Source organism: Amycolatopsis nalaikhensis (assembly GCF_030264295.1).
Lineage (GTDB): Bacteria > Actinomycetota > Actinomycetes > Mycobacteriales > Pseudonocardiaceae > Amycolatopsis > Amycolatopsis nalaikhensis.
This window is the reverse complement of record NZ_CP127173.1, coordinates 4,126,703-4,147,495: the sequence shown is the minus strand read 5'-3', so window position 1 is coordinate 4,147,495 and position 20,793 is coordinate 4,126,703. Positions and strand designations below refer to the sequence as shown.

Below are 20,793 nucleotides of genomic sequence, written 5' to 3'. Positions count from 1 at the left end.
TGTGGAATGTGGACGGACGGCGGGGTTCAGTCCATCCCGATCCAGACCGACTTCATCTGCGTGTACCCCAGCAGCGACTCCTCGCCGAGGTCACGGCCGTAGCCCGAGGACTTGTAGCCGCCGAAGGGAGCCGCCGGGTCGATCATGTTGTACATGTTGACCCAGACCGTGCCCGCTTCCAGTTCACGCGCGACGCGGTGGGCTCGCTTCAGGTCGTTGGTCCACACGCCCGCGGCGAGTCCGTAGACGCTGGAGTTGGCGCGGCGCACCGCCTCGTCCTCGTCGTCGAACTTCAGGACCGAGAGCACCGGGCCGAAGATCTCGTCGGTGGCGATGGACATCTCGTCCCGCACGTCGGTGAAGATCGCCGGCTCGAGGAAGTGTCCACCGGACAGTGCGCCTCCGGGCCGTTCGCCGCCGCACACCAGTGTCGCGCCGTCGCGAACACCCGCGCCGACAAAGCCTTCCACCCGGTCCAGCTGCCGCGCCGAGATCAACGGACCCATCTGGGTGTCGTCGTCCAGGCCGTGGCCCAGCTGGATTCCCCGGGCCTCCGCGGCGAGGGCGGCCACGACCTCGTCGTGGATGTCGCGGTGCACGAACAACCTCGAGCCCGCACAGCACACCTGACCCTGGTTCAGGAAGATGGCGTTGAAGGCACCCTGCGCCGCCGCCTCGACGTCGGCGTCCGGGAAGACGATGTTCGCGGACTTTCCGCCCAGCTCGAGCGTGAGCTTCTTCAAGCTCCCGGCGCTGGCGGTCACGATCCGCCGCCCGGTCTCGGTCGACCCGGTGAACGAGATCTTCGCGACGCCCGGGTGGTCGATGAGGGCCTGGCCGGCTTCCGGTCCCAGACCCGTCACCAAGTTCAGCACGCCCGGGGGCAGCCCCGCTTCGAGTGCGACCTCGGTCAGCCGCAGTGCGCTCAACGACGTGAACTCGGAAGGCTTGAGCACCGCGGTGTTCCCCGCGGCGAGCGCCGGTGCCACCTTCCACGACGCGATCATCAACGGGAAGTTCCACGGCACGATCGCGCCGACCACGCCGAGCGGCTCGCGCTGGGTGTAGACCAGGGCTTCGCCCACCGCGGGCGACACCGGCAGTGTCTGGCCGCCGAGCTTCGTGGTCCACCCGCCGAAGTACCGCCAGATCTGCGCGGAGAGGCTGACGTCGAGGTAGGTCGACTCGGTGAGCGGCTTCCCGTTGTCCAGCGTCTCGAGGGTGGCCAGCTCCTCGGCGTACTCGTCGATCGCGTCGGCGACATCGAGCAGCACGCGGCCGCGCGCAGCCGGGCTGAGGCGCCGCCAACCGGCGAAGGCCTTGTGCGCGGCCTCGACGGCACGGTCCACGTCCGTCTTGCCGCCGGCCGCGATGTTCGCCAGCAGCGCACCCGTGGCGGGGTCCGTGGTCGGGATCTCGCCCCCTCCGGCCGCCGTCGTCTTCTCGGCACCGATGACGATGCTCGCGGCCGCGTTCTCCAGGAAGGGACGCACCGCCGGCGGAATCTCGACTGACACCATCGTCATCAGCGAACGCCTTTCTGACTGGGTTCTGCACGAAGCAACTTCTGTCTCCACTTCAGGTCTCAATCCACCGCGACCGGGTCGACCAGCTCTGCCAGCCGCCGGACGGCGCGGTGCTGCAGTGCGCGCACGGCGCTGCTCTTCCGCTGCATGACCTGCGCCGTTTCCGACACGGACAGACCGTCGAAGAACCGCAGCCGCAGGCAGATCCGCTGGTCCTCACTCAACTCGAACATCTGCCGGGCGATTTCGTCCCGGCAGGGCTGCGAGAAGACGCTGAACTCCGGAATCACGACGGCCTGCTCCTGCTCGGAAAACTCCGAGACCATCACCTCGTGCCGGAAGCGTCCCGACTTCACGTGGTCGAGGATGAGGTTCCTGGCGATCGTCAGCAGCCAAGCCCGGACGCTGGACCCGAAGTACCGCACCGTGCCGATGCTGCGAAGCGCACGGAGGAACGTTTCGCTGGTGACGTCTTCGGCAGCGTGTTCGTCGCGCAGCCGTCCTCGCGCGAAGCGGTACACGTCCACCGAGTAGCGGCTGTACAGCAGGCCGAACGCCCGGTGATCACCCTCTTGCGAGGCACGGACCAAAGACCATGGATCCGTCTCGGAACGCGCGAAGGAGGCCTGGCCGTGCCCTCTGGGCTCGTCCACACGTTCGCAGTCAATCGTCGCCATTGACGTCATCCGGAACTCCTTTGTGACCCGCTCGCCGCCGATACCGGTCCGAAGCGCGCAGTGTCGCGGCTAGTTCTTTTCGAAGTTCTTCACGTACTCCGTGTCCTCGATCGGGGGGTCGACCTTGGTGGACCCGCCCGGGCTGCCGAGTACGTCGAACGCCGACTTCGCCGATTCCTGGAACGGCCGCCAGCGGTCGTCGACGTGCTGGGCCGGCTTGATGGCCTCGACCGGGCAGACCGGTTCGCACGCCGCGCAGTCGATGCACTCGGAGGGGTGAATGTAGAGCATGCGCTCGCCCTCGTAGATGCAGTCGACCGGGCATTCCTCGATGCAGGTCATGTCTTTCACGTCCACGCACGGTTCTCCGATGACGAAAGCCATCAGTTCCACCTCCTCGGGGTCGTTCGATGAATGTCGGTGTGCTTCAGGCGCCGACTTGGGCGGGAAGTGTCAAGTCACTCGAGTGCCCCGGCGCGAGCCCGGCCTGCGGGTCGAGCGCCACGGCCGCGTTGTTGACCGCGGTCGCCACTTCGCCGAAGCCGACGGCGATGAGCTTGACCTTGCCGTCGAAGGTCGCGGCGTCTCCGGCCGCGAAGACCTCGGGCAGGTTGGTCCGCATCCTGCTGTCGACCCGGATCGCGCGGCCCTCGAGTTCGAGCCCCCAATCCTTGATCGGACCGAGGTCCATCAGGAACCCGAGCGCGGCGACGACGACCTGCGCCTTGGTCTCGCGGACCTCGGCTTCACCGGCCACCTTGATGGCGACGCTCTCCACCCGGTCCTGCCCACGCAGTTCGGTCACGTTCGCGTCGACCAGCACGGTGCAGGCGGACTGGTGGAGCAACTGGACCGAGTGCTCGTGCGCGCGGAACTGCCGTCGGCGGTGCACGAGCGTGGTCGACCGCGCACGCGGCAACGCCGCCAGCGCCCAGTCGACCGCGGAGTCCCCGCCGCCGACCACCACGACGTCCTTGCCGTCGAGCACGTCCAGCCGCGGGACGAAGTAGCACAGGCCGCGGCCGAGGAAGTCCTCGCCGGCCGGGATGGGCCGCGGGGTGACCGCCCCGACGCCGGAGGTGATCACGACCGCGCGTGCGTCGACCACCACGCCGGCCGACGTCGTGGCCCGCCACCCGCCGTCACGGCGCTCGAGCCGCAGTACCTGCTGCGAAAGCAGGTACTGCGGGGTGAACGGCGCGGCCTGCCGGACGAGGTTGCCGATCAGCTCCTGCCCCGGCACGCCCGGCAGGCCGGCGATGTCGTAGATCTTCTTCTCGGGGTAGATCGCCTGGACCTGGCCGCCGACCTCGGGAAGGGCGTCGACCACCGCCATGCTCAGGCCGCGGAATCCTGCGTAGTACGCGCCGAAGAGACCCACCGGCCCGGCGCCGATGAAGAGCAGGTCGACGTTCGTGTTCGCTTCTTGCGCAGAGGTGTCCTGCAGCATGTCGGTGCTTCCTTGGGTTCGAGGTCGGCGTCGACCTGGTTACCGGTGAGAACTCGACGGGTCAGGAGCCGACGGCCGTCAGCGCCTGCTCGACCGCCGCTTCGTCTTCCGCGGCAAACTTGTCCTCGAGCTGCATCGGGGAGTAGTCCTCGTCGATTTCCTCGACCCGGCAGCCCCGCGCGCTCTCGATCGACTCGAGCCTGCGGTTGACCTTGTCCAGCGCGTAGTCGGTCATCTCGTCGATGCTGATGCCGAACGGCGTGTTGTCCCCGAAAGCGTCGAACAGCCCGACGATCAGCTGCAGCGCCGGCTGGAGCAGCTCCTGCATCCGCTCGTCGACGACGTCCCAGTTGCGGTCGTCGGCGGCGACGTGGCGTCGGCAGGTGAAGGTGCCCCACGCCATGTGACGCCGCTCGTCGTCGCCGATGTACTTCACGACCTGCTGCATGCCCGGCAGGATGTTGCGGCTCTTGCACACCTTGGCCCACGCGAAGTAGCCGGTGAGGGCGAGACAACCTTCGACCACGTGGTTGTAGGTCACGGACGCGCGGATCTGGGCGGCCGGAGACGGGTCCGTCGTCAGCGCGTACAGCGATTTCGGCAGCTCTTCGGTGAAGATCTTCGTGTACGCCTCGCTGTACTCGACGAATTCGTGGAGGTCGGTGCCGAGACCGACCGCGTCGAACCACAGGCGGAACGCCTGCATGTGCTTGGCCTCTTCGAAGGTGAACTGCGTCAAGTAGGCCTCGTCGGCCAGCCGGCCTTCGACGGCCATCGCCGTCGTGAAGGGCTGCAGGTCCTGGGTCACGGACTCCTCGCCGGCCATGAACTGGGCGGCCAGGATCGACGTGAGCCGCTTCTCGTCGGGGCTCATCGCCGCGAAGTCCTTGGCGTCCTGGGAGAAGTCGATGTCTTCGGGGTTCCAGAACTTCTTGTTCCCCTTGCGGAACAAGCGCATCGGGAACGACTCCATGCGGAGACCGCCCTCGCTCAGACTGCCGAAGCCCGTGCGCTTGCCGTGCTCGATGTTGCGTTCGATAGCCATGAAACTGTCCTCACATCACGAATTTGAGCCGTTGCGGGCGACCGAAGTGGGTTAGTACCGGATGAGGCCGCGGATGTTCTTGCCGTTGCGCATGTCCTCGTAGCCCTGGTTGACGTCCTCCAGGGAATACTCGGTGGTGATGAGCTCATCGAGCTTCAGCAGCCCGGCGTTGTAGAGCTCGAGCAGCCGCGGCACGTCGTGCTGGCCGTTGGACGAACCGAACAACGAACCACGGAGCTGCTTTTCGTACAGCGTCAACTCGATGAGACTGGTCGTGATCGACGTTTCCTCGGGGTGGCCGATGGCCGTGACGACGACCCGGCCGCGCTTCCCCACGAGCGAGAGGGCGGGCGTGATGTGCGCGCCCTCGGCGACGTCCGTGGTGATCACGCACACGTCGGCCAGCTGGCCGCGGGTCAGCTCGCTGACGGTGTTCCACGCCTCGTCCATCGACGCGGCCGTGTGGGTGGCCCCGAACTCGAGAGCCTTCGTGCGCTTGAACTCGACGGGGTCGATCGCGACGATGAGCCGGGCGCCGGCGATCCGGGCGCCCTGGATCGCGTTGACGCCGATCCCGCCGACGCCGACGACGACCACCGCGTCACCGGCCCGCACTTCGCCGGATCGGACCGCGCTGCCGAAACCGGTCGTCACGCCGCAACCGACGAGCGCGGCCTTGTCCAGCGGAATGCCGTCGTCGATCTTCACGACCGACGCCGCCGGCACGACGGTGTATTCGGAGAACGTGCCGAGCAGGCACATCTGGCCGACGTCTTCGCCGCGGGCGTGGAAGCGGTAGGTGTTGTCCAGCTGCGGGCCGAGCATCACGGCGGCGCCGGCGTCACAGAGGTTGCCCAGACCCCGCGCGCAGTACGAGCACCGGCCGCAGGCGGGCAGGAAGGTCATCACCACGTGGTCGCCCTCGGCGATGTCCGTGACGCCGGGGCCGACGGTCTCGACCACACCGGCGCCTTCGTGGCCGCCGACCAGGGGGTAGGGGAACGGCAGGTCTCCGGTGACGAGGTGCTCGTCGGAGTGGCACAGCCCGCTGGCGGTCAGCTTGACCAAGACCTCGCCGGCCTTCGGTGGATCCAGGTCTATTTCCTCGACCTGCCACTTTTCGTGCTGTCCCCAAAGGACCGCAGCCTTCGTCTTCATTGACGTCAACTCCTCATAGGTGAAGGACTCGGATCATCATCACAAGATCCGGCGCGACGCACACCGATCGCGCGAGCCATCGGTGGCCCGCGCGTGCCAACCCCGCCGACCCGCGCGGGCCACGCACACGGAAAGGGACGCGAAAAGACGTCAGAAAATGAGAAGTACCCGGCCGGAACGGCGAGACGTGCTCAGTCGACCGGCACTTCGAGGCAGGCGACCAAGCCGCCACCCGAACGCGGCCGGAACCGGATCCGGCCGTCGAGCGACTGGACGATCTGGTCGGCGATCCACAGTCCGAGCCCCGCGGTGCCACGGCGTTCGCCGACGGAAACGAACCGCTCGGTGACGATGGGCGCGAGTTCGGCCGGGAAACCCGGCCCCCGGTCGAGGATCATGACCCGGAGCCGTCCTCGTCCCAGCCGCGCGACGACCTCGACGGGTGTGCCCCGGCTGTGCCGTCCGGCGTTTTCCACGAGGTTGGTGATGACGCGTCGCAGCAGTTGTGCGTCCAGGCGGGACTGTGCACCCGGCGGCGTGACGGTGATCTGCAGCTCGGAGTCCGCCAGGCCGGCGGCGTCTCCGGCCGCGTACAAGAACTCCTCGATGTCGACGACCCTGCGACGCCCGGTGCTGAAGGTGGGCCGCCGGCTCGCGGCGACGTCGCCGAGCGCGTCCATCATCGACGAAAGGTGGCCCGCGTGGGCCGCCAGCAGCCGCAGGCTGGTCCAGCTGTCGTCGTCTTCGGCCGCCGCCGTACCGGTTCGCTCGACCAGGTTGTCGGTCAGCGCCTTGAGAGAGGCGATGGGAGTGCGGAACTCGTGCAGGATGACGTGCAAGCCGGTTTCCTGGGTCTCGTAAGACTTCAGGAGGCGGGCACGCAGGTCCCGTTCCTCTTCCGCCGCCGCCCGTTCCGCGATCGCCTGTGCCCGGGCGTCGCTGTGCGCACGTGTCGCCCGTTCGGTCAACAGCGCGAAGCCGCCCGTCAGGGCTGCGGTGAACACCAGGTAGACCGGCCACCACAACCCGGACTGCATGCGGATCGCCGACGACGTCTGACCGGCGTCCATCAGCACCGCGACCAGGAAATAGGCGCCCCCGAGGGCCATCGACACGGCCACAGTGGCCACGAAGGACAGTCGCATCGCCGCGGCCGCGATGACCAGGAACAGCAGCGACACCGCGACGCTGCTCGCACCTCCGGTGCACGCGATGATGGCCAGCGACAGGACCGAGTCCAGACCGGTCACCACCGAAGCGGACCGGATGCTGCGTAACTCGATCGTGGGATCCCAAAAAACGATGAACGCGTAGATGCTGCCGACAGCCAGCCACACCAACCCGATCGCGAGGTGGTGCCGCACGGAGTCCGGCCCGAGCGCGAGGAGCAGCCCGACGGACACCACGACGCCGACCCGGACACTGGCGGGCACCCGTTCCACGATCCGGATGTCGGTCTCCCGGAACGTATCCGTCTGGAGGATCGTGCTTGACCGCACGGAACGCCACCACGGTACGGTCGACATCGATGCCTCCACGACGCTGCCGCCAGCGCCTCTGCTGGTGGGCTCGTGTAGTGATTTTGTCATCTTCCGACGAGGAGAGCCATGCAAGACCGCAAACTCGTCCTGGTGCTCGTCGATGACCACGACCTGTTCACCCAGGGCCTAGCTCTGCTGCTCAAGGCGAAAGCCGGCGACCGGTTCGAGATCGGTGGTACGACGAACCGCGCGGAGGAAGCGGCCTCGCTCGTCGGCTCGTGCGGCGCCGACATCGCGATGGTCGATCTCGCCATGCCGCCCGTCAACGGGATTCCGGCGATCCGCCATATCAAGTCCCGCCATCCCGATACGAAAGTCGTCGCGCTGTCAGGCACGTCGGACCTGAAGCTCGCCGAAGAAGCTCTACGGGCCGGCGCCGACGGATTCCTGCCGAAGTCGGCTGATCCGGATGTGCTGGTCGCTCCCCTGCTGTCCGTGGCCGCCGGCTTCCGAGTGGTCGAGGACACCTTGTTCACCGCGTTGCTCGACGCGGTGCGGCACCCGCCGGAGGAGATCTTCGGTCAGCTGGCGGTGGACGAGATTCGCCTGTGGGTACTGCTGTCCCGCGGCTTGGAGACCACAGAAATCGCCGAACGCATGCTGGTTTCCGAGCGGACCGCGAAGCGCCTGGTCGCCTCGCTCCTGAACAAGCTGGGGGCTCCGAACCGGATCGTCGCCGCCGGCATGGCCGGTCACTACGGCTTGCTTGGTAAGCAGGCGCCGAGCCCGGGCTGACAAGGCTCGGCGCCCGCCGGCCAGAAGAGCGCGGCAGCCGACACCACGACGAAGACGGCCGCGACTACGTAGGCGCTGACGGCGCCTCGGCGGACGACTTTCGCGCGCCGCTCGCGCTCGGCCATCGGCAAGTTCGCCGGAACGAGATCCAGTGAGCGCCTGCTGCCCCACCGTCCCAAAAGGACAAGCAGAACCGCCAAGACGACGAACGGGACGGCCGTGCTCATCGCGAAGGAACCGGCTTCCCTTGGGAAGGCCGGCCCGGGTTCGCCGCGCCCTGCTGACCGGTCACCGGGCTCTCGCCCGGCTTTACGTCCGGTGCGGCGTCGGGATTGTCCGGCCGGTACTCGTCCGCGTACTCCACGCCGGCGCCCTTGATCTGGTCTCCCAGCCAGGAACGCCACACTGCGAGCAGCTTTTCCATCTGCAGCTGCTGTTTGAGGCTGTCGTGCACCTTTTCGAAGGTCGCCGGCACCGGAGCCGTCACTTCATCGACCCGCCCGACGTTCCAGCCGAACTGGTTCTGCACCGGACCGAAGACCGTCCCCGCCGCTGCGCCGAAAGCCGCTTTCCCGTAGTCGTCCTGCAGCTGGCTACGGGAAAGCGCGCCGAGGTCGCCGCCCTTGTCGCGCGTCGCGGTGTCGATGCTGCGCTGCTGGGCCACGGTTTCGAACTTGGCTCCGTGCGACAGGTCGGCGATGACCTGGTCGGCCTCTTCCCTCGTCCGGACCACGATGTTGCCGATCTTGCGCTGCTCCGGGGTGCCCAGCTGGTCCTTTCGCGTCGCGAAGGCGTCCTTCACCTCCTGCTCGCCGACGTCGCCGGATCCCTTGGTGACCGCGTCGAACAGCTGAGAGAGAGCCAGCTGCTGCTTGATTTCCCCGATCACGGCCGGTTCGGACGTGCCGACGTTGCCCAGCTGCTGGACGAACTTGTCGTGGGCTTCCGTCCCCTCGCCGAGCTGCTGCGAGATCAACCTGGCCAGGGCGTCCTGCGCCACCTTGTCACCGATCACGATCCCGCGGTCCTGCGCGGCTTTCTGCAGGATCAAGCTCACCGCGTACGCCTTGGCGGAGTCCTTGCGGAACTTGCCGAGGGTCGCTTCGTCCTGCGGTGGCTGGACCCCGTACATGGCCCGCCAGGTCTCGAGGACACCGCTGAGCTGGTCGGCGGTGACGGTTCGGCCCGCGACGCGGAAGGCCGCGTCGTCCGGCAGCCGCTGGGAGTCGTACCAGACGTAGCCGCCTACCCCGCCACCGACCAGGAGCAGCAGGACCACGAGCAGGATGACGCGCACCTTGCGGGTTTTCGGCAGTTTGGCCCGGATGACGTCCTTCAGACCGGTCTTCGGTTTCTCCGGCCCGGCTTCGGCGTCCTCCTTCGGCTCGTCGTCGCCGTCGTCCGATTCGGACGAGTCGTCTGCGGTGTTGCTTTCAGCCGGTTCTTCCGCCTCGTCGCGGCCGTCCGGGAGGTCGGCGACGTCGGCTTCCTCGTCTTCGATCGTGCTGGGGCTCGAGGTCTTCACGGTCGCCTCCTCGTCGTCAGTCTTCTTCTCGCGTTCAACTCGCAGGCTCATCGACCCACCTCCACCACGACTCGTCCGACAGGTTCGGGAACGGGTGTCGCCACCCGGGTAACGCGGTCACGCGGTGGCCAGAGCCACACCACACAGCCCGCGGACAGCAAGGCCAGCACGACCGAGCCGGCCAGCAGGACGCCGAACTCGCGTACGGCGGCCAGCTTGGACAGCACCAGGACCGCGTACCCCACGGTGGAGGTGGACGCGGCGAGCAGGATCGACAGCCGAAGTCCCCGGCTGCGTCGGCGGGCGGCTTCCGAAAGCAGGACCGTGAACTCGCACCCGACCGCCGCGGTCAGCGATCCCAAGCCGGCGGTGACGGGGCTCAGCGGCACCCCGGCCAGCCACAGGAAGCACAGCCCCGCACCGGTGGCGATGGCCGCCGCCGCGACCGCGCGCGCCGCGTCGGCCCGGCGCCGCAGCGCGATCAGCAGGACCGCGCCCGCGGCCAGGATCCCGGCCAGGTTGGTGAGCAGGCGGTCGGCGGACACGAGCTCGTTCCCGCGGACCGCGACCATCGGCAAGCCGGTCAGGTCCACGTGATACCCCTGCGGTGGCGGCGGCAGGTGCCGCAGCACGTCGTCGCGGAGGGCCTGCAGCTCGCTCAGGTCTTCCATCCGCACGCCGAAGCTCAGCAGCGCGGACGTCCGGTCGTTGCGGAGGACCGCGCCCGTGAGGTACGGCGGCAGCAACCGGACCCCGGCTGCGATCTGGCTCGCCGTGGGCGAGGCGCCCAGGAACTGCAGCAAGGTCGGCGGCGACACCACCGGGCGCATCTGGTCACCGTGTCGCGAGACGATGCTTTCTTGCGCCTCGCTGGTCCATTTCATGGCCTCGGGCGACAGCACGTCAGGACCGTTGAGGACGACGGCGACCTCGCCCGACGACCCGATGACGGATTCGACGTGCTGGGCGTCGGTGAGCGCGTCCAGTCCGGTGGCGAAGCTCTGGAAGTTGCTTTCCAGCTCGATCCGGGGGAGCGCCATCCAGCCGGCCAGCGCCACCGCGCCCGCGACGACGCCGGCGGCGACCCGAGCCCATCGAGGCGACGTCACAGCGCGCGACGAGGAGACCATCTCATCGAGTGGCCGGTCCGGTTCGGCGGTGAACGAGAGGCCGCGGATGAGGAGCATGCCGACCAGCGCAGCGATGAGCACCCCCATCGAAAGCGCGAGACCGACTTCACGGACGAAGGGCAACGGCGAAAGCAGCAGCATCGCGAACGCCGCGGCGGTGGCGGTGGCGACCACCAGCACCACCCGGCGTCTGGCCTGCTGGGCGAAGTAGGTCGGGTAGTAGCTCCCGACGCCGAGCAGGACGGGGAGGAAGGCGACGACGCCGAGCGACAACGGCCGCCCGAGCCACCCGAAAACGGCGAGCGTCAGCCCGATCGCGACGACGGTCGTCATGACCGGCACCAGCCTGCGGCGCACCTTCCGGGTCCAGGGAATCAACAGGAAGCACGCGCCCACCGCGAGCAGGGCGGTCCCCCCGATCCACGGGATCTCGCGTTGCACCTGGTCGCCCAGGGACACGGCGATGACCGGGATACCGGACACCGTGATCCGCTGCGCGTCCGGCTTGGCCGTCGCGACGGCGTCACGAACCGCCTGCACCAGCCGTTCCGTGCCCTGCTGGTCCAGGCCTTCCCGCGGGCGGACGAGGATTGCCGCCGACCGGTCGGAGGGCACGACGAACCGCCACTGCGGGCGGGGCTGGCCGGCACCGGTGTACACGACCGTGTTCACGAAGGACGGATTGTGCAGGGTCGGGAGGCCGGCCGGCATGCCTTGGACCAGCAGCGGCCCGTACCGGGCGTCGAACGCGGCGACCGCGGCGTCGCCGGCCTTCTCCGCGTCCTTGCCGGTCTTGCCCTGCTGGGCTTGGGACCGGACGGCGTCGCGGCGTCCGGACAGCTCCGCGAGAAGGTCCTGTGTCCGCCCGGCGATCTGGTTCAGGGTCGTCCCGGGGCCGTAGGCGGCCGCGACGTCCGGGAGCCGTGACAGCCGGCCTTCGAGGTTGAGCAGCGTCGGCAGGTGCTGCTGGTCGAGCTGGGCCCGCGGCTGCCCGGACTCCAGCAGGACGACGATCGGGTCCCCACCGAAGGAGCCCGACTCCGCCTCGAACTGGCGCACCACCGGGTCGTCGGTGGGCAGGAACGAGTCCACGCTCGTCTCGACCCGCACCTTCGCGAGCCCGCCGAGCACGAAGCCCGCCGTCGCGAGCACGCCCAGTGCTACGAAGAGGCCGCGCTTGGTCGGCCGTCGCCAGAGGGCGCGCACCCCTCGCGCCCCTCCGCGGAGGAGGGAACTCGGGGACACCTTGCGCAACGACGGCCGACGCACCATCACTTCGTTCCCTTCTCCACTCGCGGGTACGGGCCGCCCTGGTACGGCCCCGGGTTCGAGGACTGGCCGGGTGCCGGGTACGGGTTGCTCTTGTCGAGGGGCGGGATGTTGTTGAGGTTGAGCGGGTTCCCGCGCAGGCTCTGCTCGTTGAGGATGATGAAGACGCGCAAGGCCGTGCCGTTGTCGTCGCCCCTCGACAGGGCCTGGCCCATGTTGGTGAACATCGCCGCGACGTCGTGCCCGTACGGCTGCAGGTAGGACAGCATCGGGTTGACGTCGCCGAGCGCGACGTTCAGCGTCGGCAGCAGCTGGTGGGCGTCGGCGGCCACCACCGGCACCCGCGCCAGTGTGTCCGGCGCGTGGTCGAGCACGCCGTTGAGCGAGGGCAGCAGGCCGCGCAGGTCGCCGGCGGTCTGCGGCAGCTGTTCCAGCGCCTTGCTCAGGTCCGGGGCGGCGGTGTTGAGGTTCTTCGCAACCGGCGCGAGCGAACCCGACAGCTCGTTCAGGCCGTCGCTCGCGCTCTTGGCCTTGTCCATGACGCCCGGCAGCTCCCGCATGACGGCCTGAAGGTCTTGCCCGCCGTCCGCGGTGGTCTTCGTCAAGGTGTCGGCGTCACGCACCAGCTGCGCGATCTGACCCTGGCGGGTGTCCAGTGCGGCGAGGAGGCTGGCTGCGTTCCCGCTGAGCTTCTTCAGGTCCTCACTCTGCGCGGACAGCGCGGCCAGCGCGCCCTGCCCTTCACGGCCGAGGTCACCGAGACCGCTCAAGGCGCGGGAGATGCTGTCCTGGCTGTCCTTCGTGGACGCCCCGAGCGAGCGGACGGTGCTCGCCAGCGCCTGCCTGGTCGAAGGATCGATGCTGGCCAGCACGTCGTTCAGGCCGACAGCGGGCTTGCCCGCGTTCTCCGGCAGGACCGCTCCGCTGTCCAGGGCCGGACCGTCGCCGTCGGTCAGCTGGAGGAAGGTCTCCTCCACGAGCGTCTTGTTCCGGACCTGGACCGTCACCCCACCGTGCAGCGGGTACTGCTGATCGAGCCTCCATGGTGACGTGCGCGCGGTCACCGTCGTTCTTGATCTCGGCCACCTTGCCGACGGCGACGCCGCTGATCATCACGTCGGAGTCGGGCACGAGGTTCGCCACGCGCGGGAAGGTCGCCGTGAGCGTGTAGCGGGAGCTGCTGAAGGGGAGCTTGCCGCCGGAGTTCACCCAGAGGTAGCCGAAGAACACGGCGCAGGCGGTGGCGAACACGACGAGCACGATCAGCCGGATCACCGGCATCGCGGAATGGGAGATCCTCATGGCAGCCACCTAGCGGGGAGTCTGGCCGGACGTGGCGCCCACACCGGGGATCCCCAGGCTGCTCGGCGTGAATTCGAGCAGGCCGCGCAGGATCCCTCCGTTGGCGTCGTGCAGGCTGGTCAGGGAATTCGTCTGGTAGACGAAGGCCGAGAGGTCGTTCAGGTACGGCAGGACGGCCGCCGTGATCGGGTTGAGCCGGCCGGTGATCTCGTGCAGGTCCGGCAGCGTCCCGTTGAGGTCGCCGACGAGCGGGCGCAGGTCGTCGACGACGGGCTTGGCCTTCGCCACGACCGGGGCCGCCTGGTCCACCGTGTTGCCGGCCTGGTCCACGGCCTTCGTCAGCTTCGACAGGGAATCGGGCAGCTCACCCGAGGCCTTGCGCAGGTTTTCCAGCGTCGGATCGAGCTGGTCGCTCAGCCCGACCACGCTGCTCGTCGCCTCGTCGAGCTGACGGGTGAGGTCGGGCAGCTGCGCAAGCGACGCGTTGAGCGGGCCACTCTGCGCGCCGGCGGCTCCGAGCGTCTCCTGCAGGCTCTTGGCCAGTGACGACAGCCGCGCGTCGTTCCCGCCGACGGACTTGGAGATCTGGGCGAGTGCGGTCACCAGCTTCGCCAGTGTGTCCTTGCGGGTCTGCAGCGCCGTCACGACCGGCTTGAGGTCGGTCGCGACCTGGTCGGTCGCCGAGAGGCCGCTCGCGAGCGACTGCGGTGCGTGGGCCAGGGCCGCGTCGGACTCGTTGACCAAGGACGTCAGTGCGTTCAGCGTGTTGTCGTCCAGGTGCCCGAGCACCTCGTCGACCTGGATCGGCCGCTGCGAGTGGCTCGCCGGGAGCGTCCCGTCCTGCGGGATTTCCTTCCCCGGCGGCCCGCCGGGGTCGATTTCGACGTACATCTCGTTGAGCGGGCTCTTCGGGCGCAGCACCGTGCGTGCGTTGTCGTACACCTTGTACTGCGGGTCGATCGAGAGGGTGAGCAGCGCCTTGCCGCCGTCCGAGACGGACGCCGAGTCGATCTGGCCGACCTTCACCCCGGCGATCCGGACCTCCTGGCCGTTGCCCGGGCTGACGGCGGGAGCGTTGTCGAACTCCGCCTTCATGATGAACCTGTCCTGCCACGGCCAGGTCGTGGTCCCCGCGCCCTGCCGGCTGACGATGTAGCCCCCGACCGCCAGCCCGAGCACCACCAGCACCACCAGCGTGAGCACGTTCCGGCCGAGCTTCGGCTCGCTGCGGACGCGTTCCCAGGTCTTCTTGATCCGGCCTTGCTCGCGGGTCATCGCCCCTCCTGCTGCTGTCCGAGCCTCATGAGGTTGCCGAAGAGCTGTTCGAGGCTGATCGGCAGACCGCCGATGGTGCCGGGGCCGACTCCGGGTTCGAACGCGATCGACGCGCCGTTGCCGTCGGTCATCGACGATGCCCTGTCCGCGTTGGACAGCATGTATCCGAGTTCCTGGTAAAGCGGCCGGTCACCGGAGGTGCCGGCGTACGGTCCCGTTCCGCGGTACGGCGAGAGGATCGTCGACTTGATCGGACCGTTCACCCGGTCGAGTACCGGTCCGCGCACGTCGTCGAGCACCGTGGTCAGGCCCTGCGCGGTCGGCACGAGATCACGGACGACGGGCCTGGCGTCGGTCAGCAGGTTCTTCAGGTCGTTCACCAGCGGACGTGCCTTCGCCAGCACCGGGTCGGCGTGCTGCAGAGCCGTGTCGAGCTCGCGGGCCACCGGGCGGGCCGGGTCGGCGACGTCCTTGATCTTGGCCAGCGTGCCGTCCAGCCGGGAGAGCCCGGCGTTCGTCGAGTCCAGCGCCTCGGGCAGGCCGGAGACCGTGTGGGACAGGTCCGACGCGCGGTCCCCCAGCACGGTGCTGACCTTGCCGAGGTTCCGGACGATGGAGTCGAGCTGCCCCGGCTCCTTCGTCAGCGCGGAGGAAGCCGATTCGAGCCCGCTCACCACGTCGGTGAGGTCCTGGTGCGGCCGGGTGCCCTGCGCGGCGCGCAGGACGTCACCGGCCGGGTCCAGCGTGCCCGGCGCGTCGGCCAGGAGCTGGTCGATGGCCGCTCGGCCTTCGTCGTCCAGTGTGGCGTCCAGGCTCCCGGCCGTCTTCTGCAACGAGTTCAGGGTGTTCGGCGGCAGCGCGTCGACGACCTTGTCGAGCTCGACCGGCACCCGCGTGCGGTCCTTGGGGATTTCGCCGGCCGGCGTGCCCTTCTCCCCGCCGGGAACGAGGTCCACGTAGTACCTGCCGCCCAGCACGGTGGCCGCCCGGATCACCGCCGAGGGGGCGGTGCGCAGCTTGGCGGGCACGTCGTCGTCGACCTTCACCGTGACGTCGGCGGAGCCGTCCTGCGCCTCCCGGACATCCACGACCTTGCCGATCGGGATGCCGGCGACCTTGACTTCCGTGGCGTAGGGCTGGAGCCGGTAGTCACGCGCGAAGTTGATGGTCAACTCCGTGCCCGGTCGCAGCGTGGTGAGGACCCGGTCCTTGTTGAAGAGAGCGAGACCGGCGACGAGCGCCACGACGACGAACATCGCGCCCAGCTTGAACAGCGATCCCTTGCTCTTCGGACGCCGACGCCGGTTCTTGCCAAGCAAAGCCATCTTCCTCACCTCGGCCCCAGCAGAAGCTCTTCTTGTCCTGCGGTGCCTGTCCCGGTGCGGGATAGGCGTTGCGCGCGGTGACCGGGTCCTTCAGCGCGCTCAAGGCGCCGGACAGGGACTCGGTGTTGAACAACGGGTAGATGCGCAGCCAGTGGCCCGCCGCGTCACCCCGGCTGAGCGCGTTGGCCGTGTAGGAGAACCACGACGCGATCTCCGGCGAGTACGGCGCGAGGATCTCGAGCGGCACGTGCGCCGAGCCCACGGCCGAGCGCACCGCCGGCGCCAGCGGCCTCGCGTCGGAGAAGGTCTGCGTGAGCGCCCCGACCGCCGGCTCGGCCTGCCCGGCGACGCCCGGCACCTTGTCGAGCGGCGGAACGCCCTCGCGCAGCACCCCCCGGACGTCCGGGGTCGCCTGGCCCAGCGCGTCCGCGCCCGGCTTCAGCGACGACATCGCCGCCTGGGCATCGGCCAGCGGCGCCTGCAGCGACTGCAGTGCCCCGCGTGCCTTCCCCAGCGTGTCCGGCGCCTTGTCCACGACGTCCGCCAGCGGCTTGCCGCCATCGACGCCGACCGCGTCCAACGTGGTCTTCAGTTGCCCGACCAGCGCGGAGATCTCCTGCTGGCGGTTGGTGAAGCGGCCGCTGAGGCTGTCCAGCGCACGCAGCGTCCCGGTCAGGTCCTTCCCGCCGTCGGTGGCCAGCGCGCCGGCCACGGTTCCGAGGTCAGGCAGCTCCTCGGGCAAGGCCCCCAGCGCGTCGCGGAGGTCCTGCTGGTGTCCGACGACGCCGCCGCCGGTCTCGCGCAGCGTGTCCTGCAGGGCCTTCCGCGTCGGCTCGTCGAAGACGGCCAGCACGTCGGAAAGCTCCTGCGCGCCCTCGGTCTTCGCCGACGGGATGACGTCGTTTTCGCCGACTTCGCCCGCGTCGGGCGTTCCTGGCGTGAAGTCGACGTACTTCTGGCCCAGCGCCGATCGCGCGCCGACCGATGCGGTCACGGCCTTGGAATTGCGGTAGACCGGCTTGTCGCCGTCGAACTTCAGCTCGACGACGGCCTGGTTGTCGACCAGGTTGATGTCGCCGACCTGGCCGACCCGCACACCGCCGATGCGGATGTCGTCGCCGCTGCGCAGGGCACCGACGTCGCCGAAGGCGGCCTTCACGACCGTCGTCGGCTTGCCCGGCAGGCCGTCGCTCGCGGTGATCGCGATACCGACCGAGGCCACGAAGAGGGCGAGGACGACGAACCCGATGAACAGGGACCGCCTCTTGCGGCCGACCGTGCTCGCCATCACTGACCTCCACCGATGAGGAACTGCAGAACGCCGCTTTCCTGCTGCTGGCTGAGCCCGGTCACGCCGCCGTCGGATTGCTGACCCGTGGCCAGCAGCCCGCCGAGGACTCCGCCTGAGCCGGTGAGTCCCGGGAGGCTCGGCAGCGGCAGCGGCGGCGCCCCTTGAGCCGGCGTGCCGGTGTCACCCTGGGGAGAGCCCTGCTGCGGGGGCGTAGGAGCCCCGTTGGGCGCGTTGAGGCCGGGCACGAGACCCGTCAGCAGGTCGGGGTTGACGACGAGCATGGCCCGGAGGTAGTGGGATACACCGTCGCCGCCGTTGGTGGCCAGAGCCCAGTTGCGGATGAAGTTCAGCACGTTCCCGAAGTTGTTCGTCAGGTCGGTGACGACCGGGCGGGCGGAGCCGACAGTGGTCCGCAGGTCCGGGCCGGCGGTCTTGAGCTGGTCGACCACCGGGCGAGCCTCGTCGAGCAGGCCTTGCGCCTTGTCCAGGACCGGCTTCGCGCTCGCCAGCGCCGGGTCGAGCGACTCGGAGAACTTCTTGAGCTCGTCGCTGATGGCGCTCAGGTTGTCCGTCGTCGGCCTGATCGACCGCAGGACGGGCGTCGTGGCCTGCGCGGTACCGGTCAGCTGCCCGAGCGTCTTCCGGGCCGCGGAGAGGGTGTCCGGCAGCCGGCTGAGGGTCGACTCGAGCGCGGCACGGTTCTTCGCGGTGGCTTCGGTGGCGGTCTGCGCGGACGAGAGGAGACCGTCGAGGGTCGCCCCGTTGTCCACGGCCAGGGCCTGGGCCACCGGTTCGATCTTGCCGACCACGCTGGTGAGCAGGCCGTTCTGTTCCTTGAGGACCTTCGCCAGCCCGTCGGTGTCCTTCATGGACGAAGCGAGCGCCTGGATGGTCGCGTCGGCGTTCTGGCCGTTCTCCCGCATGCCTTCGCCGAGCACGGTCACCAAGGCCGCCAGCGACTGCCCGGTGGGGTCGTCGATGGTGTTGAGAACCTGGTCGAGGTCGGTGTAGACGCCGGTCTGCTGCACCGGCAGGACGTCGCCGTCCTGGAGCGCGGGTGCCGAGGGCGTCCCGCGGTCCAGGTCGAGGTACCGCTCGCCGAGGATGCTGACCGGCTTGAGCGTGACCTTGGCGTCGGTGTGCACCGGCAGCGCTGCGGGATCCAGGCTCAGCGCCACCGCGGCGTGCTTGTCGCTGTCCACCGTCATGGCCGCGACCTGGCCGACGTTGACGCCGTCGACCTTCACCTCGTTGCCCGGGATCAGCGGGCTGGCGTCGGTGAACTTGGCGACGATCGTGATCTCGCCGGGTTGTCCTTTGTCGTTCGCGCCCACGGCGCCGGCGGTCACGCCGACGCACGCGACGACGACCACGGCGAGGCCACGGAGCCGGTAGGACACCGGACGTGACGGCCGGGACGGCCGGGACGTGTGCTTGCTCATCGGATCCCACTTCCGAACGCGTCGGTCCAGGGCTGGCCGACCGGCGATCCTGGCAACGGTGTCGGGTCGCTGGTGAAGCCCGGCGGCACGATGCCCGGATTGACGTTCACGTTCGACGCCCCGGCCTGTATGTAGATGCGGCCGTAGTGGCCGTTGGCGTCGTAGTTGCTGGTCGCCGAACCCCAGTTGGACAGCAGGCCCACCGCTTCCGGTGTGAACGGACGCAGGAAGCTCAACGCGGGCATCAGGCTGCTCACGGCCGAGTTCAGGCCGGGTGCCGTCGCGTGCGCGGTGTCCAGCAGTCCCGGCGTGTAGTTCAGCAGGGTCTGCGCGTCGGCCAGGGTCGGCCGCAACTCGGCGACCAGCGGCCGCAGGTCGGTCAGCACCGGCCGGAGGTTCCGGCTCACGTCCGGCAGCTTCGCCGTCGCCGGTTCGAGGTCCTTCAGCAGCGGCACCGCCTGCCCGACCGCGTCGGGCACGTCGCCCAAGGTCTTGCCCGCGGTTTGCAAGGTGCCGGGCAGCTTCTTGAGCGCCGAGGCGAGTGCCTCGTGCTGCTGCGCGGTGAGCGACGTCGTCTTCGACAGCTGGTCGATCACCGTGCGCAGGTCGGCCTCACGACCGGCGAGGGTGCCGACCATGGTGTCGAGCTGGGTGACCATCTGCTTGATGGCCGGCCCGTCGCTGCCGAGTCCCCGCAGCACTTCACCGAGCGCTTGCACGGCGGGGCCGGCCGAGCGCACCGTGTGGTTCACGTCGGCCTCGTTGCCCTTGACCGTGCTGTCGAGCCGGTTGATCAACGAGCTGAGCTTGGCCCGGGTCGGCGGATCCAGAGCGTTCAGCACCTGGTCGAACTCCATCGGCACCGGCATGTCGCCCTTGATCATCCCGTGGTCGGGGATCTCCGCGTTCCCGCTCGGTCCGTCGGTGATGTTCACCATCCGCTCGCCGAGCGCCGCCTTCCACTCGATCCGCACCTGCGCGCCGTCGTGGAGGGGAACGTGGTCCCCTTCGAGCGCGAGCACCAGCTTCGCCTTGCCGCCCTCGACCGAGATGTCGGACACCTTGCCGACTTCGAAACCGTTGACCTGCACGGTTCCCCCGGACACCACGTTCGTCGCGGAGTCGAGGATCACGCCGACTTCGTAGTCGTCGCTTCTCATCGCGGCGACGGCAGTGGCCCCGACGCCCAGGGCCGCCACCACGATGACGCCGACCGTCAACACACGTTTCATGAGTCAGTCCATCCCCAGCGGGCCCGCGGATTCGCCGGCCAGGAACTGCCGCACGAACGGGTCGTCGGACGCGAACGCCTCCTCGGCTTCGCCGTAGTGCACGACCTGCCCTTGCCAGATGAGGCCGACGTAGTCGCTGACCTTGCGCGCGGTGCGGATGTCGTGCGTGACGAGCAGGTAGGTGCCCTTGTGCTCGCGGTGCATGTCCAGGATGAGGTCGTTCAGCAGGCTGGTGCGGACGGGGTCCAGACCGGAGTCCGGCTCGTCGAACAACACGATGTCCGGGTTGAGCACGAGCGCCCGCGCGAACCCGGCGCGCTTCCGCATACCACCCGAGACCTCGTTCGGGAGTTTCGTGATCGACCGCTCCAAGCCGACTTCCGTCAGCCGGGTCATCACGATGTGCTCGATCTCCGCCTCGCTCATGTCCGTGTGCTTGCGCAGCGGGAAGGCGGTGTTGTCGTAGATGTTCATGGAGCCGAACAAGGCGCCGTCCTGGAACAGGACGCCGAAGCGCTTGCGGAGGTCGTAGCGCTCCTGCTCGGTGATCTTCCACAGGTCCTGGCCGAAGATGACGATCTCGCCCTCGTCGGGCTCCAGGAGCCCGACGAGGTGCTTCAGGAGCACGCTCTTACCGGTACCCGACGGCCCGAGCACCGTCGTGATGGCGTCGTCGACGAAGTTGATGTTCATGCCGCGCATGACGTGGAAGTTCCCGAAGGCCTTCGAGACGTTCCGCACTTCCATCGAGTGCGTCCGGTCGGCCGGGCCGGCCAAGAGGTGGCCGCTGCGGGTATGGATCCGCGTGGGTGCGTCGGCGGTGTTCGATGTGGACACAGAATTCTCCTCGCGGGACGAAGGGGCGGCGGA

Annotated in this window: 17 protein-coding genes; 1 reads left to right on the top strand and 16 read right to left on the bottom strand. The window is 68.9% G+C overall.

Annotation, left to right across the window (positions count from 1 at the left end; translation table 11 throughout):
* Window positions 1–26 precede the first annotated feature (26 nt).
* The 7 genes from QP939_RS20535 to QP939_RS20505 form a co-directional block, all read right to left on the bottom strand.
* On the bottom strand, window positions 27–1,526 hold the full coding sequence (locus tag QP939_RS20535; protein WP_285458424.1) for an aldehyde dehydrogenase family protein: 1,500 nt from the start codon (window positions 1,524–1,526) through the stop codon (window positions 27–29).
* Window positions 1,527–1,585: 59 nt separating this feature from the next.
* Window positions 1,586–2,116 carry an RNA polymerase sigma factor gene (locus QP939_RS20530; protein ID WP_285458423.1) on the bottom strand — a complete coding sequence of 177 codons (531 nt, stop codon included), beginning with the start codon at window positions 2,114–2,116 and terminating at the stop codon, window positions 1,586–1,588.
* 156 nt (window positions 2,117–2,272) lie between these two features.
* The gene (gene fdxA / locus QP939_RS20525) at window positions 2,273–2,587 is read right to left on the bottom strand and encodes a ferredoxin (RefSeq protein ID WP_101440880.1); all 315 of its coding nucleotides are present in this window, start codon (window positions 2,585–2,587) and stop codon (window positions 2,273–2,275) included.
* A 43-nt stretch (window positions 2,588–2,630) separates the two neighbouring features.
* On the bottom strand, window positions 2,631–3,653 hold the full coding sequence (locus QP939_RS20520) for an NAD(P)/FAD-dependent oxidoreductase (protein WP_101436362.1): 1,023 nt from the start codon (window positions 3,651–3,653) through the stop codon (window positions 2,631–2,633).
* Window positions 3,654–3,714: 61 nt separating this feature from the next.
* Complete coding sequence (locus QP939_RS20515) at window positions 3,715–4,698, bottom strand: R2-like ligand-binding oxidase (RefSeq protein ID WP_101436363.1); 984 nt, start codon at window positions 4,696–4,698, stop codon at window positions 3,715–3,717.
* Window positions 4,699–4,749: 51 nt separating this feature from the next.
* Window positions 4,750–5,856 (bottom strand): NDMA-dependent alcohol dehydrogenase, encoded by a 1,107-nt coding sequence (locus QP939_RS20510; protein WP_183127636.1) that lies wholly within the window; start codon window positions 5,854–5,856, stop codon window positions 4,750–4,752.
* A gap of 191 nt (window positions 5,857–6,047) precedes the next feature.
* Window positions 6,048–7,382: a sensor histidine kinase gene (locus QP939_RS20505; RefSeq protein ID WP_285458419.1), complete on the bottom strand. Its 1,335-nt coding sequence runs from the start codon at window positions 7,380–7,382 to the stop codon at window positions 6,048–6,050.
* An 81-nt stretch (window positions 7,383–7,463) separates the two neighbouring features.
* On the opposite strand from QP939_RS20505, the gene QP939_RS20500 reads away from it, so the two are divergent.
* Window positions 7,464–8,132 (top strand): response regulator transcription factor, encoded by a 669-nt coding sequence (locus QP939_RS20500; protein WP_183127640.1) that lies wholly within the window; start codon window positions 7,464–7,466, stop codon window positions 8,130–8,132.
* Between the two features lie 223 nt (window positions 8,133–8,355).
* Here QP939_RS20500 and QP939_RS20495 read toward each other — a convergent pair whose 3' ends face one another.
* The 9 genes from QP939_RS20495 to QP939_RS20455 all read right to left on the bottom strand — a co-directional run bounded on the left by QP939_RS20495 (window position 8,356) and on the right by QP939_RS20455 (window position 20,760).
* Entirely contained in the window at window positions 8,356–9,708 is a 1,353-nt protein-coding gene (locus QP939_RS20495) for a peptidylprolyl isomerase (protein ID WP_183127642.1), read from the bottom strand.
* A complete protein-coding gene (locus tag QP939_RS20490; protein ID WP_285458418.1) occupies window positions 9,705–11,993 on the bottom strand; it encodes an MMPL family transporter in 2,289 nt (762 codons plus the stop codon). Before QP939_RS20490 ends, QP939_RS20495 begins: the two co-directional genes overlap by 4 nt.
* A 65-nt stretch (window positions 11,994–12,058) precedes the next feature.
* Complete coding sequence (locus QP939_RS20485) at window positions 12,059–13,063, bottom strand: Mce/MlaD family protein (RefSeq protein ID WP_285460057.1); 1,005 nt, start codon at window positions 13,061–13,063, stop codon at window positions 12,059–12,061.
* A 304-nt stretch (window positions 13,064–13,367) separates the two neighbouring features.
* Window positions 13,368–14,633, bottom strand: a complete 1,266-nt coding sequence (locus QP939_RS20480) for an MlaD family protein (protein ID WP_285458417.1) — start codon at window positions 14,631–14,633, stop codon at window positions 13,368–13,370.
* Window positions 14,630–15,889, bottom strand: a complete 1,260-nt coding sequence (locus tag QP939_RS20475; RefSeq protein WP_285458415.1) for an MlaD family protein — start codon at window positions 15,887–15,889, stop codon at window positions 14,630–14,632. Before QP939_RS20475 ends, QP939_RS20480 begins: the two co-directional genes overlap by 4 nt.
* Complete coding sequence (locus tag QP939_RS20470) at window positions 15,783–17,246, bottom strand: MlaD family protein (RefSeq protein ID WP_285458414.1); 1,464 nt, start codon at window positions 17,244–17,246, stop codon at window positions 15,783–15,785. The genes QP939_RS20475 and QP939_RS20470 overlap by 107 nt, the downstream gene beginning before the upstream one ends.
* A complete protein-coding gene (locus QP939_RS20465) occupies window positions 17,246–18,691 on the bottom strand; it encodes an MlaD family protein (RefSeq protein WP_285458413.1) in 1,446 nt (481 codons plus the stop codon). The genes QP939_RS20470 and QP939_RS20465 overlap by 1 nt, the downstream gene beginning before the upstream one ends.
* Complete coding sequence (locus tag QP939_RS20460) at window positions 18,688–19,923, bottom strand: MlaD family protein (RefSeq protein WP_285458412.1); 1,236 nt, start codon at window positions 19,921–19,923, stop codon at window positions 18,688–18,690. Before QP939_RS20460 ends, QP939_RS20465 begins: the two co-directional genes overlap by 4 nt.
* Before the next feature lie 3 nt (window positions 19,924–19,926).
* A complete protein-coding gene (locus QP939_RS20455; protein ID WP_183127995.1) occupies window positions 19,927–20,760 on the bottom strand; it encodes an ABC transporter ATP-binding protein in 834 nt (277 codons plus the stop codon).
* Window positions 20,761–20,793 lie beyond the last annotated feature (33 nt).

Bases quoted from the DNA above. Each gene is read 5' to 3' on its own strand.
- QP939_RS20535 (WP_285458424.1), bottom strand. From the start codon at position 1,526: ATGACGATGGTGTCAGTCGAGATTCCGCCGGCGGTGCGTCCCTTCCTG.
- fdxA (WP_101440880.1), bottom strand. From the start codon at position 2,587: ATGGCTTTCGTCATCGGAGAACCGTGCGTGGACGTGAAAGACATGACC.
- QP939_RS20520 (WP_101436362.1), bottom strand. From the start codon at position 3,653: ATGCTGCAGGACACCTCTGCGCAAGAAGCGAACACGAACGTCGACCTG.
- QP939_RS20515 (WP_101436363.1), bottom strand. From the start codon at position 4,698: ATGGCTATCGAACGCAACATCGAGCACGGCAAGCGCACGGGCTTCGGC.
- QP939_RS20510 (WP_183127636.1), bottom strand. From the start codon at position 5,856: ATGAAGACGAAGGCTGCGGTCCTTTGGGGACAGCACGAAAAGTGGCAG.
- QP939_RS20505 (WP_285458419.1), bottom strand. From the start codon at position 7,382: ATGTCGACCGTACCGTGGTGGCGTTCCGTGCGGTCAAGCACGATCCTC.
- QP939_RS20500 (WP_183127640.1), top strand. From the start codon at position 7,464: ATGCAAGACCGCAAACTCGTCCTGGTGCTCGTCGATGACCACGACCTG.
- QP939_RS20495 (WP_183127642.1), bottom strand. From the start codon at position 9,708: ATGAGCCTGCGAGTTGAACGCGAGAAGAAGACTGACGACGAGGAGGCG.
- QP939_RS20480 (WP_285458417.1), bottom strand. From the start codon at position 14,633: ATGACCCGCGAGCAAGGCCGGATCAAGAAGACCTGGGAACGCGTCCGC.
- QP939_RS20475 (WP_285458415.1), bottom strand. From the start codon at position 15,889: ATGTTCGTCGTCGTGGCGCTCGTCGCCGGTCTCGCTCTCTTCAACAAG.
- QP939_RS20470 (WP_285458414.1), bottom strand. From the start codon at position 17,246: ATGGCGAGCACGGTCGGCCGCAAGAGGCGGTCCCTGTTCATCGGGTTC.
- QP939_RS20465 (WP_285458413.1), bottom strand. From the start codon at position 18,691: ATGAGCAAGCACACGTCCCGGCCGTCCCGGCCGTCACGTCCGGTGTCC.
- QP939_RS20460 (WP_285458412.1), bottom strand. From the start codon at position 19,923: ATGAAACGTGTGTTGACGGTCGGCGTCATCGTGGTGGCGGCCCTGGGC.